This is a genomic window from Synechococcus sp. MU1655 (assembly GCF_023630655.1).
In the GTDB taxonomy this organism is placed as follows: Bacteria; Cyanobacteriota; Cyanobacteriia; order PCC-6307; family Cyanobiaceae; genus Synechococcus_C.
Genome location: NZ_JAKUHK010000009.1, coordinates 1 through 17621, shown reverse-complemented (window position 1 = coordinate 17621; position 17621 = coordinate 1). Strand labels below are relative to the sequence as shown.

The window sequence follows — 17621 nt, the reverse complement described above, 5'->3', positions numbered from 1 at the left end:
ACTGAGATCGAGGCCTTCGTTGGACGCGCCGCGCAGGTTGGGAGGGAGGCTTTGATTGAGTTGCGCAATGGTTATGAATTGCTCATCTAAAAGGGCATCATTGGCGCCGAGATAGACAAGTCCAAGCGTTTCAATGCGCAAACTCACGCCACCAGCGGGTTCCACCTGAATGGTTTTGAGTGGTCGACCCAGCAGGTCTCGTTGTTGAAGAATGCGGGCAATCACGGCGCGACGATTGGAAATCCAGCCTTCGACTTTCACCGCGCTCGATGGTTTCTCGCCCTGCTTGGCCATGTCCATCGGCATCCAATGAGCCTCGCCGTCCACCATGCCCCGCTCGATTCCTCTGGGGCCCATCCGCGTGGCAGCCGCGACAGGGCGTCGTTCAACGAGTTGGATGTCGAGGCCTGGAGGGAGAAGGTGCCGCTGAACGGACACCTCCTGCACAGGAAGCTCCTGCATCAATTTGGCCTCGATCTCACCAGGCTCAAGGCTCAATAGGGATTGGGGAAAGGAGAGGCCTGCAGCTTTCACCACCACGGTTTCGTCCATCCTCTGGCTTCCGCTGATCTGAATTTGTGAAGCGGATCGCAGGCTCCAACCCAGGGTCAGCAACAACCAGCTCAATCCAGTGGCCGTGAGGAGAAAAAAAACAAGCCTCCACAATTGGATCAAGCGCTCTTGCCTTCGCTCTTGCCGCAGCCTTCGCCGCCGCTCCACACCAGGAGGCAGCGGGCCTGAGCTTTTGCGTTTTCCGAGCCTAAGGCCTTTCTTTCTGGAAGCTTCCGGGCTCACAAGTCACAGCGTGCACGAGACATCAGTTGGTCCATCCAACGGCGGGCGCGATCTGCATCGGCAAAGGGCACATCAAGCTGACGGCCATTCCCAATCAATCGGAGACGGCATCGACCTTGAGATTCACTGGCCAGTGGTGCCTCCCCTGATGCCAAGGCCATGAGTTCGACCAATTCCAGATCCTTGATCACAAAGTGCCCCTCCTCTTGAAATGACCCAGCGCTGAAGCTGCACCAGCGCAGTTCACCATCCTTGAGAAGTGCCGCGCCGCAGCCATCGAGTTTGGCTAACTCAGATCCTTCGCTCCAGGTTCGGAATAGATTTTGACGACGGCGCTCGAGCCACCCCAGTGCTACGAGCAGCACAAAGGCGACGAGGAGTGGAAGCCAGAGCAGACCTTCAATCATCGCTTGTCTGGATATTCCTTCATTCTCGCGCCGTGTGGACCAGCTGGGCCACTAGGTCGGGTAAAGCGACACCACTGGCCTCCCAAAGCATGGGATACATGCTTTGGGAGGTGAAACCAGGCAGGGTGTTGATCTCGTTGAGCCAGATGTCACCGCTTTTTTCATCGTAAAAAACATCAACCCGTGCCAAGCCATAGGCGTGAACAGCGGTGCAGGCTTGCAGGGCAATCGCCTGAATCTGAGCGCTCACCTGCTCGGGAAGTGGAGCTGGAATCAGCGTTTGGCTGCAGCCATCGGTGTATTTGGTTTCGTAGTCGTACCAATCGGCTTCAAAACTGATTTCGCCTACAACGGAGGCCTTCAGCTGTTTCCGTCCGAGTACGGCACATTCCAACTCGCGAGCGCTAACACCACGCTCGACAACGAGGCGGGTGTCATGGCGTGCCGCTTCCTGCAGGCCAGCAAGCAGTTGGTCTCGGTGACGCGCTTTGCTGATTCCAACCGATGAGCCCATGTTGGCCGGTTTGACAAAACAGGGATAGCCCAATTCCGCTTCGATCCTGGCGACCAGCTTGTTGTGGCGTTCAGGGTGATCGAGATCTGCAGCATTCAGCCCCACATAGGGAACCTGAGGTAACCCTGCGGCGGCAAAAGCGGCTTTCATGGCCAGCTTGTCCATCCCTACTGCCGAACCGAGCACACCGGAGCCCACATAGGGCTGCCCCATCAGTGTGAATAACCCTTGCACTGTTCCGTCCTCTCCGTTAGGGCCATGAAGCACGGGGAACCAAACATCCACCCGGTCGTGGTCGATGGGCAGGGAGCGAAGGCCTGCGGGAGGTAGGGGCTGGGGAAGGTTGTCCTCAGTTAGCGGTTGCTTTCGTTCGAGCACGCTGTTGGCAATGCGCTCCGGCCACCAACGCCCCGACTGATCGATGTAGAGCGGAACCACCTCGAAATGATCTCGATTTCGCCCTTCTTGAAGGGCCTTGATCACCGTGATGGCCGAGCGAATCGACACGGCATGCTCACCGGATGCTCCTCCGAACACCACGCCAATGCGAACGGGAGAAGAGGGCATAGTGCGGCCGTTCATTCACAAAACGAACCCGAAAGGTATCAGTTGATCACCGGTGTGCCAGTAAGGGAGAAGGAGCGAACTTGATCGATTCGAACATCGACTAGATCTCCCGCACGATGCGTGATGCCGTTGGGGGATTCAGCAGAGAAGAAGGTGAGCCTGTTGGAGCGCGTCCGCCCCATGAGCTGGCTTGGATCTTTGGGATTCATTCCCTCTGCAAGCACTTGCTCAATCCGACCGGCATAGCGAGCGTTCCGTTCTTTTGCTGTGGATTCCACCAGAGCATTGATCTCTTGAAGGCGTGCGACTTTGACCTCCTCAGAGAGCTGATTGTTCCAGTCCGCAGCGGGGGTGTTGGGCCTTGGCGAATAGGCAGCTGTGTTCACTTGGTCAAAGCCAATCTCTTCAATCAACGCCAGGGTGCGTCTGTATTGCGCATCGGTTTCTCCAGGGAAGGCCACGATCACATCAGCGCTGATGGCTGCATCGGGCATGCGCTTGCGAATGCGATCAATGATGCGCCGGTAACGCTCAACGGTGTATCCGCGGGCCATCGCTTTTAAAAGCTCGTTATCACCGCTTTGGAAAGGGATATGGAAGTGTTCGCACACTTTCGGAAGGTCAGCGCAGGCATCAATCAGTCGCTCGGTGAAATATCTCGGGTGACTCGTGGCAAAACGCAGGCGTTCGATGCCCTCGACGTCATGCACTTGGTGAAGGAGATCCGTGAGGGTGTGTTGGCGTCGGCCCTCGGCGGTGATGCCTGGTAGATCGCGTCCATAGGCATCGATGTTTTGACCGAGCAAGGTGATCTCTTTGAACCCACGCGCTGCCAATCCTTCCATCTCCAAAACGATGGAGTCAGGCAGGCGGGATTGCTCTTTGCCACGAACCGAGGGCACCACGCAATACGTGCAACGCTCGTTGCAGCCGTAGATCACATTCACCCAAGCGCAGGTGCTGCTGTCGCGCCTGGCGGTGGTGAGGTCTTCGAGGATGTGATGGTCTTCAGTCGCGACGACCTGCTGTCCAGTTTGGACTTGTGTGAGCAGGGTTTCGAGGCGATTGGCGTGCTGGGGTCCCATGACCAAATCCAGCTCTGGAACTCGGCGCAGTAGGGATTCTCCCTCTTGTTGCGCGACGCAACCTGCCACCACCAAGGTGAGATTGGGATTGGTTCGCTTGCGGATGGCCTGGCGACCCAAATAGCTGTACACCTTCTGTTCGGCGTTGTCGCGAATGGTGCAGGTGTTGTAGAGAACGAGATCGGCGTCCAGTTCGGCGTTGGCTTCCTGGTAGCCCATGCTTTCGAGAATTCCTGCCATCCGTTCGGAATCGGCCTTGTTCATCTGGCAGCCAAACGTGGTGATCCAGTAGCTACCGCGCTGCCCCTCGTTCCGAGTGGAGGATGCAGGGTTGGTCTTGGCAAGACTGGGGCTGGCGGGACTGGAGAGAGCCAAAGCGGGTGGCGATCCTGGAGACCGACGACGGTGAAATCTTCTTTTAGTTTGAGCCACCGTCAACTTGTGCCAGCTTGGGGATTGGCGTTATAGGGCGATGGTCTGGTCTCTTCGGCGCTTTTATCTCACCAAAGCGGTTCCGCTCGCCATTAGCCGCGGAACCATAGCCCAGGTGGAACATCTCGAGCTCACCTTTCGCCTGGATGGCTGCAGCGGTCGCGGCGAAACAGGAGGGTTTGATACCGGACATCGTGCTTTCAGGACCGATGACTTGGCCTCGGAGCTCGAGGCGTTGATGCCAAAACTGGGCGATCTTGACCCTGCGGATCGCCAGCGACTTTCTCCCCTGCTAGAGCCGTTGTCTCCCCCGGCCCGTTGTGCTGTGGACCTCGCTCTTTGGGATTGGTGGGGGCAACGGCTGGGACAGCCGGTGTGGCGATTGTTCGGTCTCGATGGCAGTCGCCCTGTTGCCACCAGCGTGACCTTGGGGCTCGGGTCAGTCGATGAGGTTGTGAGTCGCCTTCATCGTTGGTGGCGGCAGTTACCGGCAACGCGCATCAAGCTCAAGCTCGGCAGTGCTGATGGCTGCGATCACGATCGGGCCCTGTTGGAGGCGGTAGCCCAGGCTTTGCAGGAGCACGGCCAACAGCAGCAGCAGCAGATGGAGCTTCAAGTGGATGCCAACGGTGGCTGGAGTCTCGATGAGGCAAAGGCGATGCAGGCCTCTCTGCAACAGGCCGGGGTGGTGTTGCTGGAGCAGCCGATGGCGGCAGTGCTCGATCCCGAGCGTGATACGGCTGCCTTTGCGGCGCTCAAGCCCCATTGCGCCATGCCCCTTGTGGCGGACGAGAGCTGTTGGGATCTGCAGGATTTGCTGCGCCTTGCCCCTCACGTGGATGGGGTGAATCTCAAATTGCTGAAAAGTGGAGGGCTCAGTGAAGCTTGGCTGATGGCCCAGGTTGCTCAGCGCTTGGATCTGGATCTGATGATTGGCTGTTACTCCGACAGCCTCTTGCTCAATGGGGCGGCTGCCCAGCTGCTGCCCTTGATCCGCTGGCCTGATCTCGACAGCCATCTCAATCTTGTGGATGACCCTTATCAAGGGCTCAAATTGGTGGGAGATCAAATGCGAGCACCAGCTGCTGCTGGGCTTGGGATCACCCGCGCGTGACTGCGACAAACAACACTCTTTTGTGTTGTCGCTGAAAGTCTTGCTAGAGGCGTGGAGAAGAGTTGGCTGAGTTGTTTTGGTCCGCTCGGGTCGTCATCGCAACAGAAGTGGAGTGAACAACCAGTGTCCTGAGGGATTTGAACAGATGCCTGTGCTGCTGCTTCAGCACGGTGGTCTCACATCCCTAACTGGGAAGACAGGTCTTGCACTGTTGCGACATCGACGGGGGCCGATTGCCGGTGTCATTGACCCCGAGCACGCCTACGGCTCCCTGGCTGAGATCACAGGGATTGATCGCCCTGTGCCGATTGTGCCCGATCTGGCTGCGGCATTGCCCTATCGCCCTGCTGTTGCTGTGGTTGGCTTAGCTCCCTCCGGTGGGGTTTTGCCCGACCCGGTGCGACGGGATGGCCTGGCCGCACTACGGGCCGGGCTGAGCCTGGCTAGTGGCTTGCACGCGCTATTGGGCGAGGACCCCGACTTCGAGGAGGCCTGTCAGGACGGGCAATGGATCTGGGATTTACGCCGGGAGCCCCCCGCTATTCAGGTGGCTCAGGCTCGGGCAGCTGCGCTCTCCTGTCAGCGCGTTCTAGCGGTGGGAACCGATATGGCTGTAGGAAAGATGAGTGCCTGTTTGGCACTGCAAGCGGCAGCAGCACGGCACAAGCGGGTGTGCAGGTTTGTTGGAACCGGTCAGGCTGGAATTTTGATCAGCGGTCGGGGCATTCCTTTGGATGCGGTGCGTGTGGACTTTGCGGCAGGTGCTGTGGAAGCGGCTGTTCTAGAAGCAGGCTCGGGATTGTCAGAACGGGATTTATTGGTGGTGGAAGGGCAAGGCTCGCTCTGTCACCCAGGCTCGACTGCCACGCTTCCCTTGATGCGCGGCAGTCAACCAACGGCGTTGCTGATGGTGCATCGGGCGGGTCAGTCCACAATCGGGCGACTGCCGCAGGTACCGCTGCCCCCCTTGAAGGAGTGCATCAGTCTTTATGAATCGCTGGCAGCGATTGCACGCCCTCGAGGCTCATCTCCTCCTCCGAAGGTTCAAGCCGTTGCCCTCAACACAGCGGCCTTATCGGCCGAGGAGGCACAGAGATCGATCCACTCTTGCCAAGACGCTCTAGGCCTTCCCTGCGACGATCCCATCCGCAATCAGGCAGACGGCCTACTCAAAGTCTTTCTTAATCGTTGAGGGCGGATGAGGGGATTCGAACCCCCGGATGGCGGCACCACAAGCCGCTGCCTTAACCACTTGGCGACACCCGCCGTGTCGAGTAAGAATCTACCAATTCACCAAACTTCTTCAGGAGACGCTCATCGGTCCTTTTCGCAAGCCATCGGCCAATGCAGTGGCAGCCGTTTTGGCATTGGCCGCCTCTGGTGTGGCACTCGCCTTCACCAATCCCTCTCCTGAGGACTTCAAGAGCTACGCGGGCGGCCAACTCGTCTCCGTGATCAGCGATGAGTTGTGTGAGGGTGGATTGCCGATGGTGTTGCAGCTTTGGGTGAAAGATTGCCCGCGCTTGATTCATGATCAGGAGCCAGCGTTGGCTGAGCTCGCTGGTCAATTCAGCCGACGTCTCAACCTTGGCTTGTTCAGCATTTACACCACTGAGCTGGGTGGACAGGACTTACTCCCCACCTTGCGTCTTCCTGAGTATTCGGTCATGACCCTCGGAATCGCCGGCCAATTTGTCATCCTTCAAGCCAAGAGTGACGCCGGCAAGATCGAATGATTCCTCGTTTTGGAGATGGCACTCTCAGTGCCTGGATTCCAAGGGGACTGGTCGAGCTGGACGATGAACGCGTGGGTACGCCAGCGCCGATCACACGTGCTGATGGCCTTTGTGCCTTGCAGGTGTCCTGGCGTGAAGGACGGATTGTGCGAGTCCAGCCTCTCGTTGAGGGAGCTGCGGAACCGGATGGGATGTTGCTTCCCCGTTTGCTGGAACCGCATGCGCATCTTGATAAGGCGTTTAGCTGGAGCCGCTATCCCAATCTCCGTGGCACCTATGCCGGAGCGATGGCGGCCAACTTCAGGGAACATCAGACCCGAACCCTCGAGGTGGTTCAAGAGCGCTTTGAGCGCGCCATGCAGTTGGTATGGCGCCATGGTCTACGCGCTGTACGCACCCATATCGACAGCCTTGGGCCTGGGGCCCAGTGCAGCTGGGACGCCATTCTGGACGGGGCCTCCCGTTGGCAAGATCGGGTCAAGGTTCAGCCGGTTGCCCTGGTTCCAGTGGCGTATTGGGGCACCTCAGAAGGGGAACAGCTGGCGGCTCAGGTGGCAGAGTCCGGGGGCTTGCTCGGCGGAGTGATCTCCCCGCCCTGCTCAGGGCGTGCCTCCCGCCAGGAGCTGAAACACCTTTTGGCGCTGGCCGACCGGCATGGATGCGGGGTGGATTTGCATATCGACGAAGCCGCTTCTGAACCTGCGGCCGGGGTGTTGCAGTTGATGCGTGTTCTCAAGCGGATGCCCGTTTCAGTGCCGATCACCTGCAGCCATGCCAGCAGCCTGTCGCTCCTCAGAGCATCTGCGTTGCAGCGGCTTGCTGAACGGATGGCGCTTCACAACATTCGAGTGGTGGCTCTCCCCCTGACCAATGGCTGGCTTTTAGGTCGGCAAGATTTCGCGACGCCTCTGCGGCGACCCTTGGCTCCGATTCGTCAGTTGCAGCTTGCTGGTGTGTGTGTGGCCGTCGGGGGTGACAACGTGCAGGATCCATGGTTCCCGGCTGGCAACTTTGACCCTTTGGCTTTGATTGCAGCAAGCCTGGCTAAGGCCCATCTGGTTCCCTGGGAGCGCTTGGGTCTTTCTCCCTTCACAACGGCGGCAGCGCGATTGATGGAGATGGAGTGGGACGGGGTACTCCGGGCGGGTGCCCCCGCTGATGCGATGCAGCTTCCCGTTCAAAGCTGGGCGGAAGCCTTGGCGGCACCTCCGGAACGTCGCTTGTTGGTGCGTGGAGTGTGGGTGCAGGATTCAACCTGAGGATCACCATCGCTACAGCAGTCTTTTTCAGTTACAGCACCCCCTCACACAGCCAGCCCTGAAGCGCCATGGTTCCTGATGCTTTGCACAACGAGCTGGCAGCCATTGCCGATCTCAACTTGCTAACGAGTCCAGCCGATTTGGATCGTTATTCCCGTGATGCCTACGACTACTCACCAGTGCTGCGAAAACAGCTCAGCCAATGCCGCGCTGATCTTGTTGTCAGCGTGGCTTCAGTGCAGGCGGTGCAAGCGGTGGCCGCGGCGTGCCATCGCCATGGCGTGCCGCTGACCTTGCGCGGGGCGGGAACGGGTAATTACGGCCAGTGCGTTCCCTTGAAAGGAGGTGTGGTGCTCTTGATGGATGCCCTGCGCGAGGTGCGTTCCATCGATCCGGTTTCTGGTGTGGTGACTGTGGAATGCGGTTGCTTGATGCGTGACCTGGACCGCGCTTTGGCTGTTCATGGCCGGCAATTAAGGCTGTTTCCAAGTACTTGGCGCAGTGCCACGATCGGTGGCTTTATCAGCGGGGGATCTGGGGGGATCGGTTCGGTGCGTTGGGGATTTTTGCGAGATCCCGGCCACCTCCTTGGCCTGGAGGTGGTGACGATGGAGTCTTCACCTCGGCTGTTGCAACTAGAGGCCGGAGAGGCGGAAGCCTTAAATCATGCCTATGGCACCAATGGCATCATCACGGCGCTCAAGCTCTCCTCGGCGGCGCGGGTGGCGTGGCAGGAGGTGGTGGTGGATTGTCCCGACTGGGCGAGGGCGGTGGAGTTGGCCCAGCGATGTGGTCAAGCTGCGGTTGAGTTGAACCTCTGCACCGTTCTGCAGTCGGCCATCGTGGAGCGCCTTCCGTCTTGGAGTGGGGCCTCACGGGGACAGCACCGGTTGCTGTTGTTGGTGGCTCCCGATGGGGTAAGCACGATTGAACGTCTGGCGAGTTCTTTGCAGGCGCAGGTGCAGGTGCTCGGGCCAGAGGACAACCGTCAGGGCAATGGTTTGAGGGAGTTGAGCTGGAATCACACAACCCTGCATCTGCGCAACCACGATCCCAACTGGACCTATCTGCAGATGCTTCTGCCCCAACCTGAACAGGCCTGCCTGGATGCGCTCCAGCAGCGCTGGGGCGATGATTTCGTGTGGCATCTCGAGGCCGTTCGTCAGCAGGGGACCTTTCGATTGGCGGCTCTGCCAGTGGTCTATTGGAGAGGGGCGAAGGCTCTCCAGGACTTAATCGACGACTGTCGTGCTCAGGGGGCATTTGTGTTTAACCCCCATGTCCTCACTGTTGAGGGAGGCGGCCTGGGTGTGATTGATGGCGATCAGGTGGCAGCGAAGCATCGCCACGATCCTGATGGCTTGCTCAACCCTGGAAAGCTTGGCGGATTTCCAGCGTGATCAGCAGTCCAGGCTGTCGCGGGTGGAGACACCGCTGCTGGAATTGACGCCATCAGCGTCCTGACAGAGCCGACGTTGATCCTCCCGATCCAATAAAGCATCCGTGAAATCAGCGCCCTCGATGTCTGCACCGGCAAAGCTGCTTCCGGAAGCGATCACGCCAAGAAGCAAGGCATCGCGAAGATCTGTTTTGGAGAAATCGGCACGATCCATGAGCGCATCACTGAGGTTGGCGCCATGGAAATTGGCTTCTGGGAATTCCGCTTGGGTGAAGATCGTTCCTTGCAGGTTGGCGTCGCTGAAATCAGCCTTCCTTCCTGTCGCACCGGCGAAGGATGTGTTGACGAGGTCCTGCCCGTGGAAGTCACCGCCGCTCTGGTTGGTCAGGGTGTAATCCACCCGCTCTTGGAATAAAGCTCGATCTTGAAGCCCCACACCAGTGGAGGTATCGAGTGCGATCACCGGGAATGGCAGAGCTGTCATGAGCGCCAGCAGAGCAAGAGCGAACAGGGAGCGCAGAGTCTGGTTGCGCATGACGGATGCATCGAAAGCTGACCTCACTCTGCCGTTTGTTCCTGCACGCTGAGTGGAACGCAGCTGAACCATGTGCCGATGAGGGGTTTGAGGAAATGTTTATCCCTAGTGCTCTTGCAACACTCCCTCTCTCAACAACGATCCAATCAAATACAAGGAGCCTGCAATCACAGGCGTTGGCCTTGATCTGTCTGCGTCATTCTTGGACAGCCTGATGAGAACGTTCTCCACGCTTGAGGCGCTCCTCAGTTGATGCGCATGCGTTGGGCAGATCTTGCTCAATGCGTCAGCTGTCCAGCTGAGATGCCCTGGCACCGGCACGATCCAGGCTTCATCGTTTGGTTTCAACAAAATTCTGAGCATCTCCGGGGCTTGTTTATGGGCCTGAATGCCAAGAATCCAGACCTGGTGATGCCCTGGCTGGTTCCAGCATCGACGCTCAAGCGCGAGCTGCTGAGCTGCATCGGGGTTGTGGGCTCCATCCACACGTACAGATTGGTGGTTCCAGTGCAGCGTTTGAAGCCTTCCAGGCCAACGGGCTTGAGCCAGGCCTTGTCGGATTTGCCCCTCTGTTATCGAGCTGCCAAGTGCCTTCATGCGTCGCAGCGCAGCACAGGCTACGGCTCCGTTTCGCCGTTGCAGGCGTCCAGATAGCCCTAGCTCCCACTCGTCTGTGAGGGGTGACACCCACTCCAGCGTTGCACCCATCTCTTGGCTGCGGGCCTCCAAGACCTTGGTCACATCCTCGTGTTGAGGGGCGCTGATCACATGCGCTCCAGGGCTGATCACCGCAGCTTTTTCGCTGCTGATGGCGGTTAAGGAGTGGCCGAGATGCTCGCAGTGATCCATGCCGATCGAGCCAATGGCGATGAGAGGTCGATAGGGATGGGCCGTTGTGGCATCCAGCCGTCCTCCAAGGCCTGCTTCGAGGACAAGCCAATCCAGGGCGTTGGCATCGAAATGGACCAGGGCGGCGCTGATCAGCTGTTCGAACGGCGTCAGGTTGTGGCGCTGCGCCAGTGGTTGGAGTTGTTTTAAGCGTTGGCGTAGTTGGGCGAGCTCGATCTGCTGCTGGTTCACGCAAATCCGTTCACACCAAGTTGTGAGATGGGGAGAGGTGGTCAGTCCAGAGCGAAGACCTGCTGCGGTTAGGCCGCTGTGAATCATGCAGGCGATCGAGCCTTTGCCATTGGTGCCCACCACCTGAACGGCGGGAACATCAGCGCAGGGGCTGGCTAGATCAGCAAGCGCGCTCTGCATGCGCTCAAGGGATAGATCCATCCCCCGCTGCTCAAAGGGAGAGATCAGGTCCGCCAACTCATCAACGGGGTCAACCTTGGACCGGGTCACTTGTTCAGCAGTTCCAGCGTCCGTTCAAGGCGGGAGAGCAGCTCTTTCACCTCTCGGCGATCGATGATTAAGGGAGGAACCATCCGCACCACTTTGGCCCCGGCAGGAACGAGTAAAAGTTTTTGAGCTAAAGCTGCTTTGACAACGTCAGCAGCATTGAGATCGCAGTCCTCTCGAAGCACTAAACCCTGCAGTAAGCCCCATCCTCGGGCTTCCTGGAGTTGTTGAGGGAAGCGATCTATGAGCTGGTTGAGTCCAGCTTTTAATTGCTCCCCCCGTTCTGAAACGTTGCGGAGCAGCTGTCTCCGTTCCAATTCGCGGGCGACGGTCAGCCCAGCGCGACAAGCAAATGGGTTGCCGCCGAACGTGCTGGCGTGATCTCCGGGTGCAAACAGATCGGCGTGGTGGGTTGTCAGCAGGGCACCGACCGCATGGCCGCCACCGAGACCTTTCGCCAAGGTGATCGCATCAGGTTGGACCTCCAGTTGCTCGTAGCCCCAGAGCCGGCCGCTGCGACCCATACCCACTTGAACCTCGTCAAAGATCAACAGGATGTTGCGTTCATCGCAGTGGCGACGAATGGCACGGAACACATCGGGATCTCCTGGATTCACACCGCCTTCGCCCTGGAGCGGTTCGATCAGCACAGCGCAAACTCGAGGCCCATGGCACTCCAGGCGGTTTAAGAGCTGTTCAAAGCTCTGGATGTCGTTGTAGGTGAAGGTCTCAAACCCCTCCACAATCGGCTCAAATCCCACGTGATAACGAGGTTGTCCGGTGGCGCTCACCGCTGCCAGCGTGCGGCCATGGAAGCTTGCGGCCGCCGTCAAGATCACGGGTCGTTCGATTCCCCGTCGTTGATGGCCATGTTTGCGGGCCAATTTGATGGCCGCTTCATTGGCTTCTGCACCAGAATTGCAGAAGAAAACACTGTCGGCGCAGCTGTGATCCACGAGCCAACGGGCTAGCTCTTCCTGTTCAGGAATCTCATACAGATTGGAGACGTGCTGCAGGCGGCTGAGCTGATCCTTAAGCGCACGCCGCATCGCGCGGTTGCTATGGCCGAGGGTGCAGGTGGCAATTCCAGCCACGGCATCGAGGTAGCGATGACCTTTGCGGTCGCGGACCCAGCAACCGTTCCCACTCACCAGAGTGAGCGGATAACGGTTGTAGGTCCCCATCACAGCAGTGGATGGCGACTCAGTCATGCCAGTGGTTTTTTGGGATGCTTCTGCCATTTCGCCCGACTGTTGACCAGTGGCCTTCGTTCACCTATTGAAGCTGACCAACCTTGATCGAGTTGGCCACGTATTGAGGTGGCCATGACAGTTCTTTTGACTTGCTTCTCTCTGATGGATGAACGACGGGCCCATGCAATGGGTCGGATCATCGCGGTTAGCTCATACAGGTGGTCGGACTTGAACCGACAAGGGTTTCCCCGCCGCATTTTGAGTGCGGTGCGTCTACCAATTCCGCCACACCTGCTAGTTCGCGTCTCCAGACGCTCTAGGTCCCTCAATGAATTGAGGACTCTCAAATTACCCTACACGTTTTGCGACTGAGGCTTCCTCAGGATGTACGCCTGGTCAATTTGGCTCCAGTACGACCGAGCTTCGCTTCAATATCGGCGTACCCACGGTCGAGGTGGTCGAGGCCACTCACTTGCGATTTCCCCTTCGCCACCAGTGCCGCCAACACCATGGCCGCTGAGGCCCTGAGATCGGTTCCATTCACTGGTGCCCCGCTGAGTGCGGACACGCCTTCTACGACCGCAGTGTTGCCTTGAACCCTGATGGAGGCACCCATGCGCTGCAGCTCTGCGACGTGCTGCATCCGATTTTCGTAGATCTTTTCGGTGATCACACTGGTTCCCTGTGCCGTGGCCAGTAAGGCCATGAAGGGTGCTTGCAGATCGGTGGGAAAACCAGGGAACGGTTGGGTGGTGATGTCGATGCCCTGGATCTCACCTGGAGTGATCGTGATCCCTTCGTCGTCGATCTCAAGTTTGCAGCCGCAGTCGCGCAATTTCTGCAGCACTGCACTGAGATGATCAGGAATCACGGGTGCCACTCTGAGCTTGGATCGGGTGATGGCCGCTGCAAGCAGGAAGGTACCGGCCTCAATACGGTCGGGAATCACCGTGTAATCGCAACCTTGGAGTTGATCTACACCTTCCACGGTGATGGTGGGTCCACCAGCCCCGCTGATTTTGGCGCCCATCGCAATCAACAAGTTGGCGAGATCCTGAACCTCTGGCTCCTGGGCTGCATTCGAAATCACGCTCGTGCCTTGAGCCAAGGCGGCAGCCATCAAAATGGTTTCCGTGGCGCCCACACTGGGGCAATCCAAAACGATCTCTGCACCTTTAAGACGTTGCTCCCTGCCTGGGATTGAGGCGGCAATGATCCCGTGCTCCACGTTCACAACGGCTCCGAGGGCCTTCAATCCACGGATGTGTTCCACCACCGGACGAGCACCAATGCGGCATCCACCTGGAAGGGGCACCCGCGCGTATCCCATGCGGGCGAGAAGGGGGCCAATGGCAAAAAAGCTAGCGCGCAAGCCATTCACCAATTCATAAGGCGGCTCTGCTCCTGTCATCTGATTGGCGTGGAGGTGCACCGTCTCGCCGCTGCGTTGAACCTTCACGCCCAGTGAAGACAGGATTTCTGTCATCCCGCCGATGTCTGTTAATGGGGGAACGTTGCGAAGGGTCAGGGGGGCTTCGGTCAGGAGAGACGCCGTCATCAGCACGAGGGCTGAATTTTTTGCTCCGCTGACGCGAAGCTCTCCGGTCAATTTTTCTCCACCATCAATCACGAGGTGCGGCTTGAGAATGTCTTGAGACGCAAGAGCCGCTGCCTTCATGCCCGTGATCACTAAATTCACGACCATCTTGACCATCAAGGATGAGACCGTCTAGACGGCCGGCGCTCAAACTGGTTCTGTTGGGTCCAGATCGTGTCTGACACTCCAAAGCTGATGTCGTATGGTCGTCAGGTCACGTTTGTGACGCCAGCGGTTGTGGCGGAATTGGTAGACGCGCATGTTTCAGGTACATGTGTCTTCGGACGTGGGAGTTCAAGTCTCCCTAACCGCATTAACGTGATTGGGTCAGGACTCCCAACGCCTCCATGATTGTGCTCAAGATCTCCAACTCATCGGAGGTAGTGGCTTCCAAAGTTGGCAAGTTCCTCGAATTTTTGACACCGGACTCCATTGATCAATCCACCGTGGAAGATCAAGTCATTAAAAAGTTGGTTGAGAATCTGGCCGCTGAAGGCATCAAAGGTGAAATTGCTGCGGTTCAAGGCATCGACCTCAACGGTCAGAATCTCAATCTTCACGACGGCATGAAAGTTCGTAAGCACACGAGCTTCTGATTACGTGTCATTGGAAGATCAGTCAGATGAGCTGATCACAAGTCGCCGCAACCCACTTGTGCGAAGGCTTCGTTCGTTGTCCGCCCGTGCAGGGAGAGACGAGCACGGCCTCGTTCTGTTGGAAGGAACCCACCAAGTTCAAGAACTCCAGAGTTGTTCTTGGCCAGATTCTGTGGCACTTGATGTTGTGGCAACTCCCGCTTGGTTGCAGACGCACGCTGGCTTGATTCGCGCTTTGCCGGGATCTGTGCGGGTGCAGAGGATCAGTTCCGAAGCGTTGCAAGCCGGCTTAACCACGGTTCAGCCCGATGGTGTTGCCTGTTTGCTGCCCTTCTCTTGCTTGCCTTCAGCGGTTGAGGCCCCCGACTTTGTTCTGGCGCTTGATCGCATTCAGGATCCAGGCAATCTCGGAACCCTGCTGCGCACTGCGCGGGCCGCAGACATCCAGCAGGTTTGGTGCGCGTCCGGTGCTGATCCGTTGGCGCCGAAGGTGGTTCGCTCGTCGGCTGGTGCGATCTTGAGCCTGCCCGTTGCGCGCTTTGGCCCTGATCCAATGGAAGGGGTGGTTCAACTCGCGAAACGACTGAACCAAGCGCGCGAGGACGGACTTCAAATTGTGGCCACTTTGGTGCCAGATGCGGCCGCAAACTTACGCGTTCAGCCCTACTGGGAATTGGACTGGACCCTGCCCACGGTGCTGCTGCTCGGAAACGAAGGTGCAGGTCTGGACCCGTTGTTGCAGGCCTGTTGCTCCGCTGGCGTGACCCTGCCCCATAGCTCTGCTGTGGAATCGCTCAATGTGGCGGCGGCGGCGGTCCCTCTGCTTTTGGAGAGGCGACGGGCGAGAATGACGTCTTCAATGCAGACGATCGGGTGAGCGACGCCAATTTCGACTTCGATGTGATCGTCATTGGCGCCGGATATGGCGGCTTTGATGCAGCGAAACATGCAGCCGAACATGGCCTCAAGGTGGCCGTCCTTGAATCCCGCGACATGGGAGGCACCTGCGTTAACCGTGGCTGTGTCCCCTCAAAAGCACTGTTGGCTGCCAGTGGTCGCGTGCGTGAGCTGGCTGATGCTGAGCATCTTGCAGGGTTTGGAATTCATGCTGCTCCTGTGCGTTTTGAGCGCAAGAAGATTGCTGATCACGCCAATCAACTGGTGGCCGCGATTCGATCCAATCTCACCAAAACATTGGAGCGGGCAGGGGTCACCATCCTTCGCGGTCAAGGTCGGCTTGAGGGGCCTCAACGGGTTGGGGTGCGGGAGATCAGCGGCGTGGACCGGGTCTTAACGGCACGGGATGTGATCTTGGCCACTGGCTCTGATCCCTTTGTCCCCCCGGGCATCGAAACGGATGGGCGCAGTGTGTTCACCAGTGATGAGGCGGTCAATCTGGAATGGCTGCCCCGTTGGATTGCGATTATTGGCAGTGGCTATATCGGACTGGAATTTGCGGATGTCTACACGGCTTTGGGCTGTGAAGTCACGATGATTGAGGCCTTGGATCGGGTCATGCCAACCTTTGATCCTGATATCGCCAAGATCGCAGCCCGCAAATTGATCGATGGCCGCGATATCGATGCGCGCTCTGGGGTTTTGGCCAAATCGATTCAACCCGGATCACCGGTGCAAATTGAGCTGGTTGATATGAAAACTAGAGAGCCAGTTGAAACGTTGGAAGTGGATGCGGTGCTCGTAGCGACAGGCCGTGTGCCCAGCAGCAAACATCTCAATCTCGAGTCTGTGGGAGTGGAGACCAATCGTGGGTTTATTCCCGTAGACGACAGCATGCGCGTGTTGGTGAATGGTGCTCCACTGGCCAATCTCTGGGCCGTCGGTGACGTCACCGGCAAGTTGATGCTCGCCCACACGGCCGCAGCTCAGGGTTCAGTGGCTGTGGACAACATTCTTGGTCACCCCAGGCAAATCGATTACCGCAGCATTCCTGCCGCCACTTTCACGCATCCTGAGATTAGTTCAGTCGGCTTATCGGAAGCCGATGCCAAGGAGCTCGCTGGAGAAGAGGGCTTTGAGCTGGGAACAGTACGGAGCTATTTCAAAGCCAATTCCAAAGCGCTTGCTGAATTGGAAAGTGATGGCCTGATGAAGTTGTTGTTCAACAAAACCAGCGGGGAGGTTCTGGGGGCGCATATCTACGGTTTACATGCGGCTGATCTGATCCAGGAGATTGCGAATGCAGTGTCCCGTCGTCAAAGCGTGATCCAACTCGCCAATGAGGTGCACACACATCCAACGCTGAGTGAAGTGGTGGAAGTGGCCTACAAGCAGGCGGCTTCAGCGGTGGGGTCCTGAGTGATGGAGATCCGCCGTCGTCCACCTAATCCCAAGGTGCAAGTTGCGCACTTGGAGTACGCGGTCCCTGATCAGGACGGCGAACCTCGCAATATTTTGGAAAAAATCGTTTGGGAGAAAGATCGCGAGATCGCGGTTGCCCGTGAGCGCATGCCATTGGAGCAGTTGCGCCGCAAGGTGGCCGATTTGCCCCCAGCCCGTGATTTTCTGGCTGCGTTAAGCGCTGCTGCAGTCAGGCCTGCCGTGATTGCTGAGGTGAAAAAAGCGAGTCCCAGCAAAGGTGTGATTCGAGAGGATTTCGATCCAGTCGCGATTGCCAAGGCTTATGCGTCAGGTGGGGCAAGCTGTCTTTCGGTGCTCACCGATAAAACCTTTTTTCAGGGCGGTTTCAATGTGTTGATTGAGGTGCGCAAAGCCGTGGATCTTCCACTGCTTTGTAAGGACTTCATCCTTAGCCCCTATCAGCTCTATCAGGCGCGAGCAGCTGGAGCCGATGCCGCGCTTTTGATTGCGGCGATCCTCACCGATCAAGACCTTGCCTATTTCGCCAAGGTCGCTGCAGCACTTGGTCTTACGGTTTTGGTCGAGGTGCATGACGCGGCAGAGCTGAAGCGGGTGTTGGCCCTGGGTGGATTCCCTTTGATCGGAATCAACAATCGGGATCTCACCAGTTTTGAAACGGATTTGGCAACGACTGAAACGCTCACGGCCCAATTCGCTGAACAGCTG

16 protein-coding genes, 3 tRNA genes and 1 pseudogene are annotated in these 17621 nt (G+C 58.0%); 10 read left to right on the top strand and 10 right to left on the bottom strand.

What is annotated here, in order from left to right:
* From NCN04_RS01155 to miaB, 4 genes are all read right to left on the bottom strand, one after another.
* Positions 1–720 (bottom strand): cell division protein FtsQ/DivIB (locus NCN04_RS01155; protein ID WP_250394908.1); only part of this gene is annotated, 720 nt, incomplete at its 3' end.
* A 71-nt stretch (positions 721–791) separates the two neighbouring features.
* Positions 792–1202, bottom strand: coding sequence for a hypothetical protein (locus NCN04_RS01150; protein WP_048345982.1), 411 nt, complete (start codon positions 1200–1202; stop codon positions 792–794).
* Positions 1203–1221: 19 nt separating this feature from the next.
* Positions 1222–2283: a D-alanine--D-alanine ligase family protein gene (locus tag NCN04_RS01145; RefSeq protein WP_250394907.1), complete on the bottom strand. Its 1062-nt coding sequence runs from the start codon at positions 2281–2283 to the stop codon at positions 1222–1224.
* Between the two features lie 38 nt (positions 2284–2321).
* Positions 2322–3653, bottom strand: a complete 1332-nt coding sequence (miaB, locus tag NCN04_RS01140; protein WP_350223219.1) for a tRNA (N6-isopentenyl adenosine(37)-C2)-methylthiotransferase MiaB — start codon at positions 3651–3653, stop codon at positions 2322–2324.
* Between the two features lie 187 nt (positions 3654–3840).
* Here miaB and NCN04_RS01135 point away from each other — a divergent pair, with 187 nt between their 5' ends.
* Both NCN04_RS01135 and NCN04_RS01130 read left to right on the top strand, forming a co-directional pair.
* Positions 3841–4914 (top strand): enolase C-terminal domain-like protein, encoded by a 1074-nt coding sequence (locus NCN04_RS01135; RefSeq protein WP_250394906.1) that lies wholly within the window; start codon positions 3841–3843, stop codon positions 4912–4914.
* A gap of 145 nt (positions 4915–5059) precedes the next feature.
* Complete coding sequence (locus NCN04_RS01130; RefSeq protein ID WP_048345984.1) at positions 5060–6106, top strand: N-acetyltransferase DgcN family protein; 1047 nt, start codon at positions 5060–5062, stop codon at positions 6104–6106.
* A 1-nt stretch (position 6107) separates the two neighbouring features.
* Here NCN04_RS01130 and NCN04_RS01125 read toward each other — a convergent pair.
* Positions 6108–6180 (bottom strand) — tRNA-His (locus tag NCN04_RS01125).
* Positions 6181–6263: 83 nt separating this feature from the next.
* On the opposite strand from NCN04_RS01125, the gene NCN04_RS01120 reads away from it, so the two are divergent.
* From NCN04_RS01120 to NCN04_RS01110, 3 genes are all read left to right on the top strand, one after another.
* Entirely contained in the window at positions 6264–6650 is a 387-nt protein-coding gene (locus tag NCN04_RS01120; protein WP_250394905.1) for a DUF4359 domain-containing protein, read from the top strand.
* Positions 6647–7909 carry an amidohydrolase family protein gene (locus tag NCN04_RS01115; protein WP_250394904.1) on the top strand — a complete coding sequence of 421 codons (1263 nt, stop codon included), beginning with the start codon at positions 6647–6649 and terminating at the stop codon, positions 7907–7909. The genes NCN04_RS01120 and NCN04_RS01115 overlap by 4 nt, the downstream gene beginning before the upstream one ends.
* A gap of 68 nt (positions 7910–7977) precedes the next feature.
* Positions 7978–9309: an FAD-binding oxidoreductase gene (locus NCN04_RS01110; protein ID WP_048345987.1), complete on the top strand. Its 1332-nt coding sequence runs from the start codon at positions 7978–7980 to the stop codon at positions 9307–9309.
* Here NCN04_RS01110 and NCN04_RS01105 read toward each other — a convergent pair whose 3' ends face one another.
* From NCN04_RS01105 to murA, 5 genes are all read right to left on the bottom strand, one after another.
* Positions 9310–9843 (bottom strand): pentapeptide repeat-containing protein, encoded by a 534-nt coding sequence (locus tag NCN04_RS01105; protein ID WP_048348021.1) that lies wholly within the window; start codon positions 9841–9843, stop codon positions 9310–9312. It lies immediately after the preceding gene.
* A gap of 105 nt (positions 9844–9948) precedes the next feature.
* Positions 9949–11124: a bifunctional folylpolyglutamate synthase/dihydrofolate synthase gene (locus NCN04_RS01100; RefSeq protein WP_284498497.1), complete on the bottom strand. Its 1176-nt coding sequence runs from the start codon at positions 11122–11124 to the stop codon at positions 9949–9951.
* 65 nt (positions 11125–11189) lie between these two features.
* Complete coding sequence (locus NCN04_RS01095) at positions 11190–12431, bottom strand: aspartate aminotransferase family protein (RefSeq protein ID WP_048345989.1); 1242 nt, start codon at positions 12429–12431, stop codon at positions 11190–11192.
* 165 nt (positions 12432–12596) lie between these two features.
* Positions 12597–12678, bottom strand: a tRNA-Leu gene (locus tag NCN04_RS01090).
* An 84-nt stretch (positions 12679–12762) separates the two neighbouring features.
* Positions 12763–14061 carry a UDP-N-acetylglucosamine 1-carboxyvinyltransferase gene (murA, locus tag NCN04_RS01085; protein WP_250394909.1) on the bottom strand — a complete coding sequence of 433 codons (1299 nt, stop codon included), beginning with the start codon at positions 14059–14061 and terminating at the stop codon, positions 12763–12765.
* A 150-nt stretch (positions 14062–14211) separates the two neighbouring features.
* Between murA and NCN04_RS01080 the strand changes: the two genes are divergently transcribed.
* The 5 genes and pseudogenes from NCN04_RS01080 to NCN04_RS01060 form a co-directional block, all read left to right on the top strand.
* A tRNA-Leu gene (locus tag NCN04_RS01080) sits at positions 14212–14293 on the top strand.
* A gap of 31 nt (positions 14294–14324) precedes the next feature.
* Positions 14325–14576 (top strand): annotated as a pseudogene (locus NCN04_RS01075) (DUF8653 family protein); the annotation flags it as partial.
* 4 nt (positions 14577–14580) lie between these two features.
* Positions 14581–15453, top strand: coding sequence for a TrmH family RNA methyltransferase (locus tag NCN04_RS01070; protein ID WP_245407236.1), 873 nt, complete (start codon positions 14581–14583; stop codon positions 15451–15453).
* Positions 15450–16892 (top strand): dihydrolipoyl dehydrogenase, encoded by a 1443-nt coding sequence (gene lpdA, locus NCN04_RS01065; protein WP_048345991.1) that lies wholly within the window; start codon positions 15450–15452, stop codon positions 16890–16892. The genes NCN04_RS01070 and lpdA overlap by 4 nt, the downstream gene beginning before the upstream one ends.
* Positions 16893–16895: 3 nt before the next feature.
* Positions 16896–17621, top strand: a 726-nt coding sequence (locus NCN04_RS01060) for an indole-3-glycerol phosphate synthase TrpC (protein ID WP_250394902.1), incomplete at its 3' end; no start/stop codon positions are given.

What these genes read in the sequence shown, in the direction of transcription:
- NCN04_RS01095 (WP_048345989.1), bottom strand. Translation starts at nt 12,431, where the DNA reads ATGGCAGAAGCATCCCAAAAAACCACTGGCATGACTGAGTCGCCATCC.
- NCN04_RS01105 (WP_048348021.1), bottom strand. Translation starts at nt 9,843, where the DNA reads ATGCGCAACCAGACTCTGCGCTCCCTGTTCGCTCTTGCTCTGCTGGCG.
- NCN04_RS01145 (WP_250394907.1), bottom strand. Translation starts at nt 2,283, where the DNA reads ATGCCCTCTTCTCCCGTTCGCATTGGCGTGGTGTTCGGAGGAGCATCC.
- NCN04_RS01110 (WP_048345987.1), top strand. Translation starts at nt 7,978, where the DNA reads ATGGTTCCTGATGCTTTGCACAACGAGCTGGCAGCCATTGCCGATCTC.
- NCN04_RS01115 (WP_250394904.1), top strand. Translation starts at nt 6,647, where the DNA reads ATGATTCCTCGTTTTGGAGATGGCACTCTCAGTGCCTGGATTCCAAGG.
- NCN04_RS01130 (WP_048345984.1), top strand. Translation starts at nt 5,060, where the DNA reads ATGCCTGTGCTGCTGCTTCAGCACGGTGGTCTCACATCCCTAACTGGG.
- NCN04_RS01150 (WP_048345982.1), bottom strand. Translation starts at nt 1,202, where the DNA reads ATGATTGAAGGTCTGCTCTGGCTTCCACTCCTCGTCGCCTTTGTGCTG.
- NCN04_RS01135 (WP_250394906.1), top strand. Translation starts at nt 3,841, where the DNA reads ATGGTCTGGTCTCTTCGGCGCTTTTATCTCACCAAAGCGGTTCCGCTC.
- NCN04_RS01100 (WP_284498497.1), bottom strand. Translation starts at nt 11,124, where the DNA reads ATGGATCTATCCCTTGAGCGCATGCAGAGCGCGCTTGCTGATCTAGCC.
- murA (WP_250394909.1), bottom strand. Translation starts at nt 14,061, where the DNA reads ATGAAGGCAGCGGCTCTTGCGTCTCAAGACATTCTCAAGCCGCACCTC.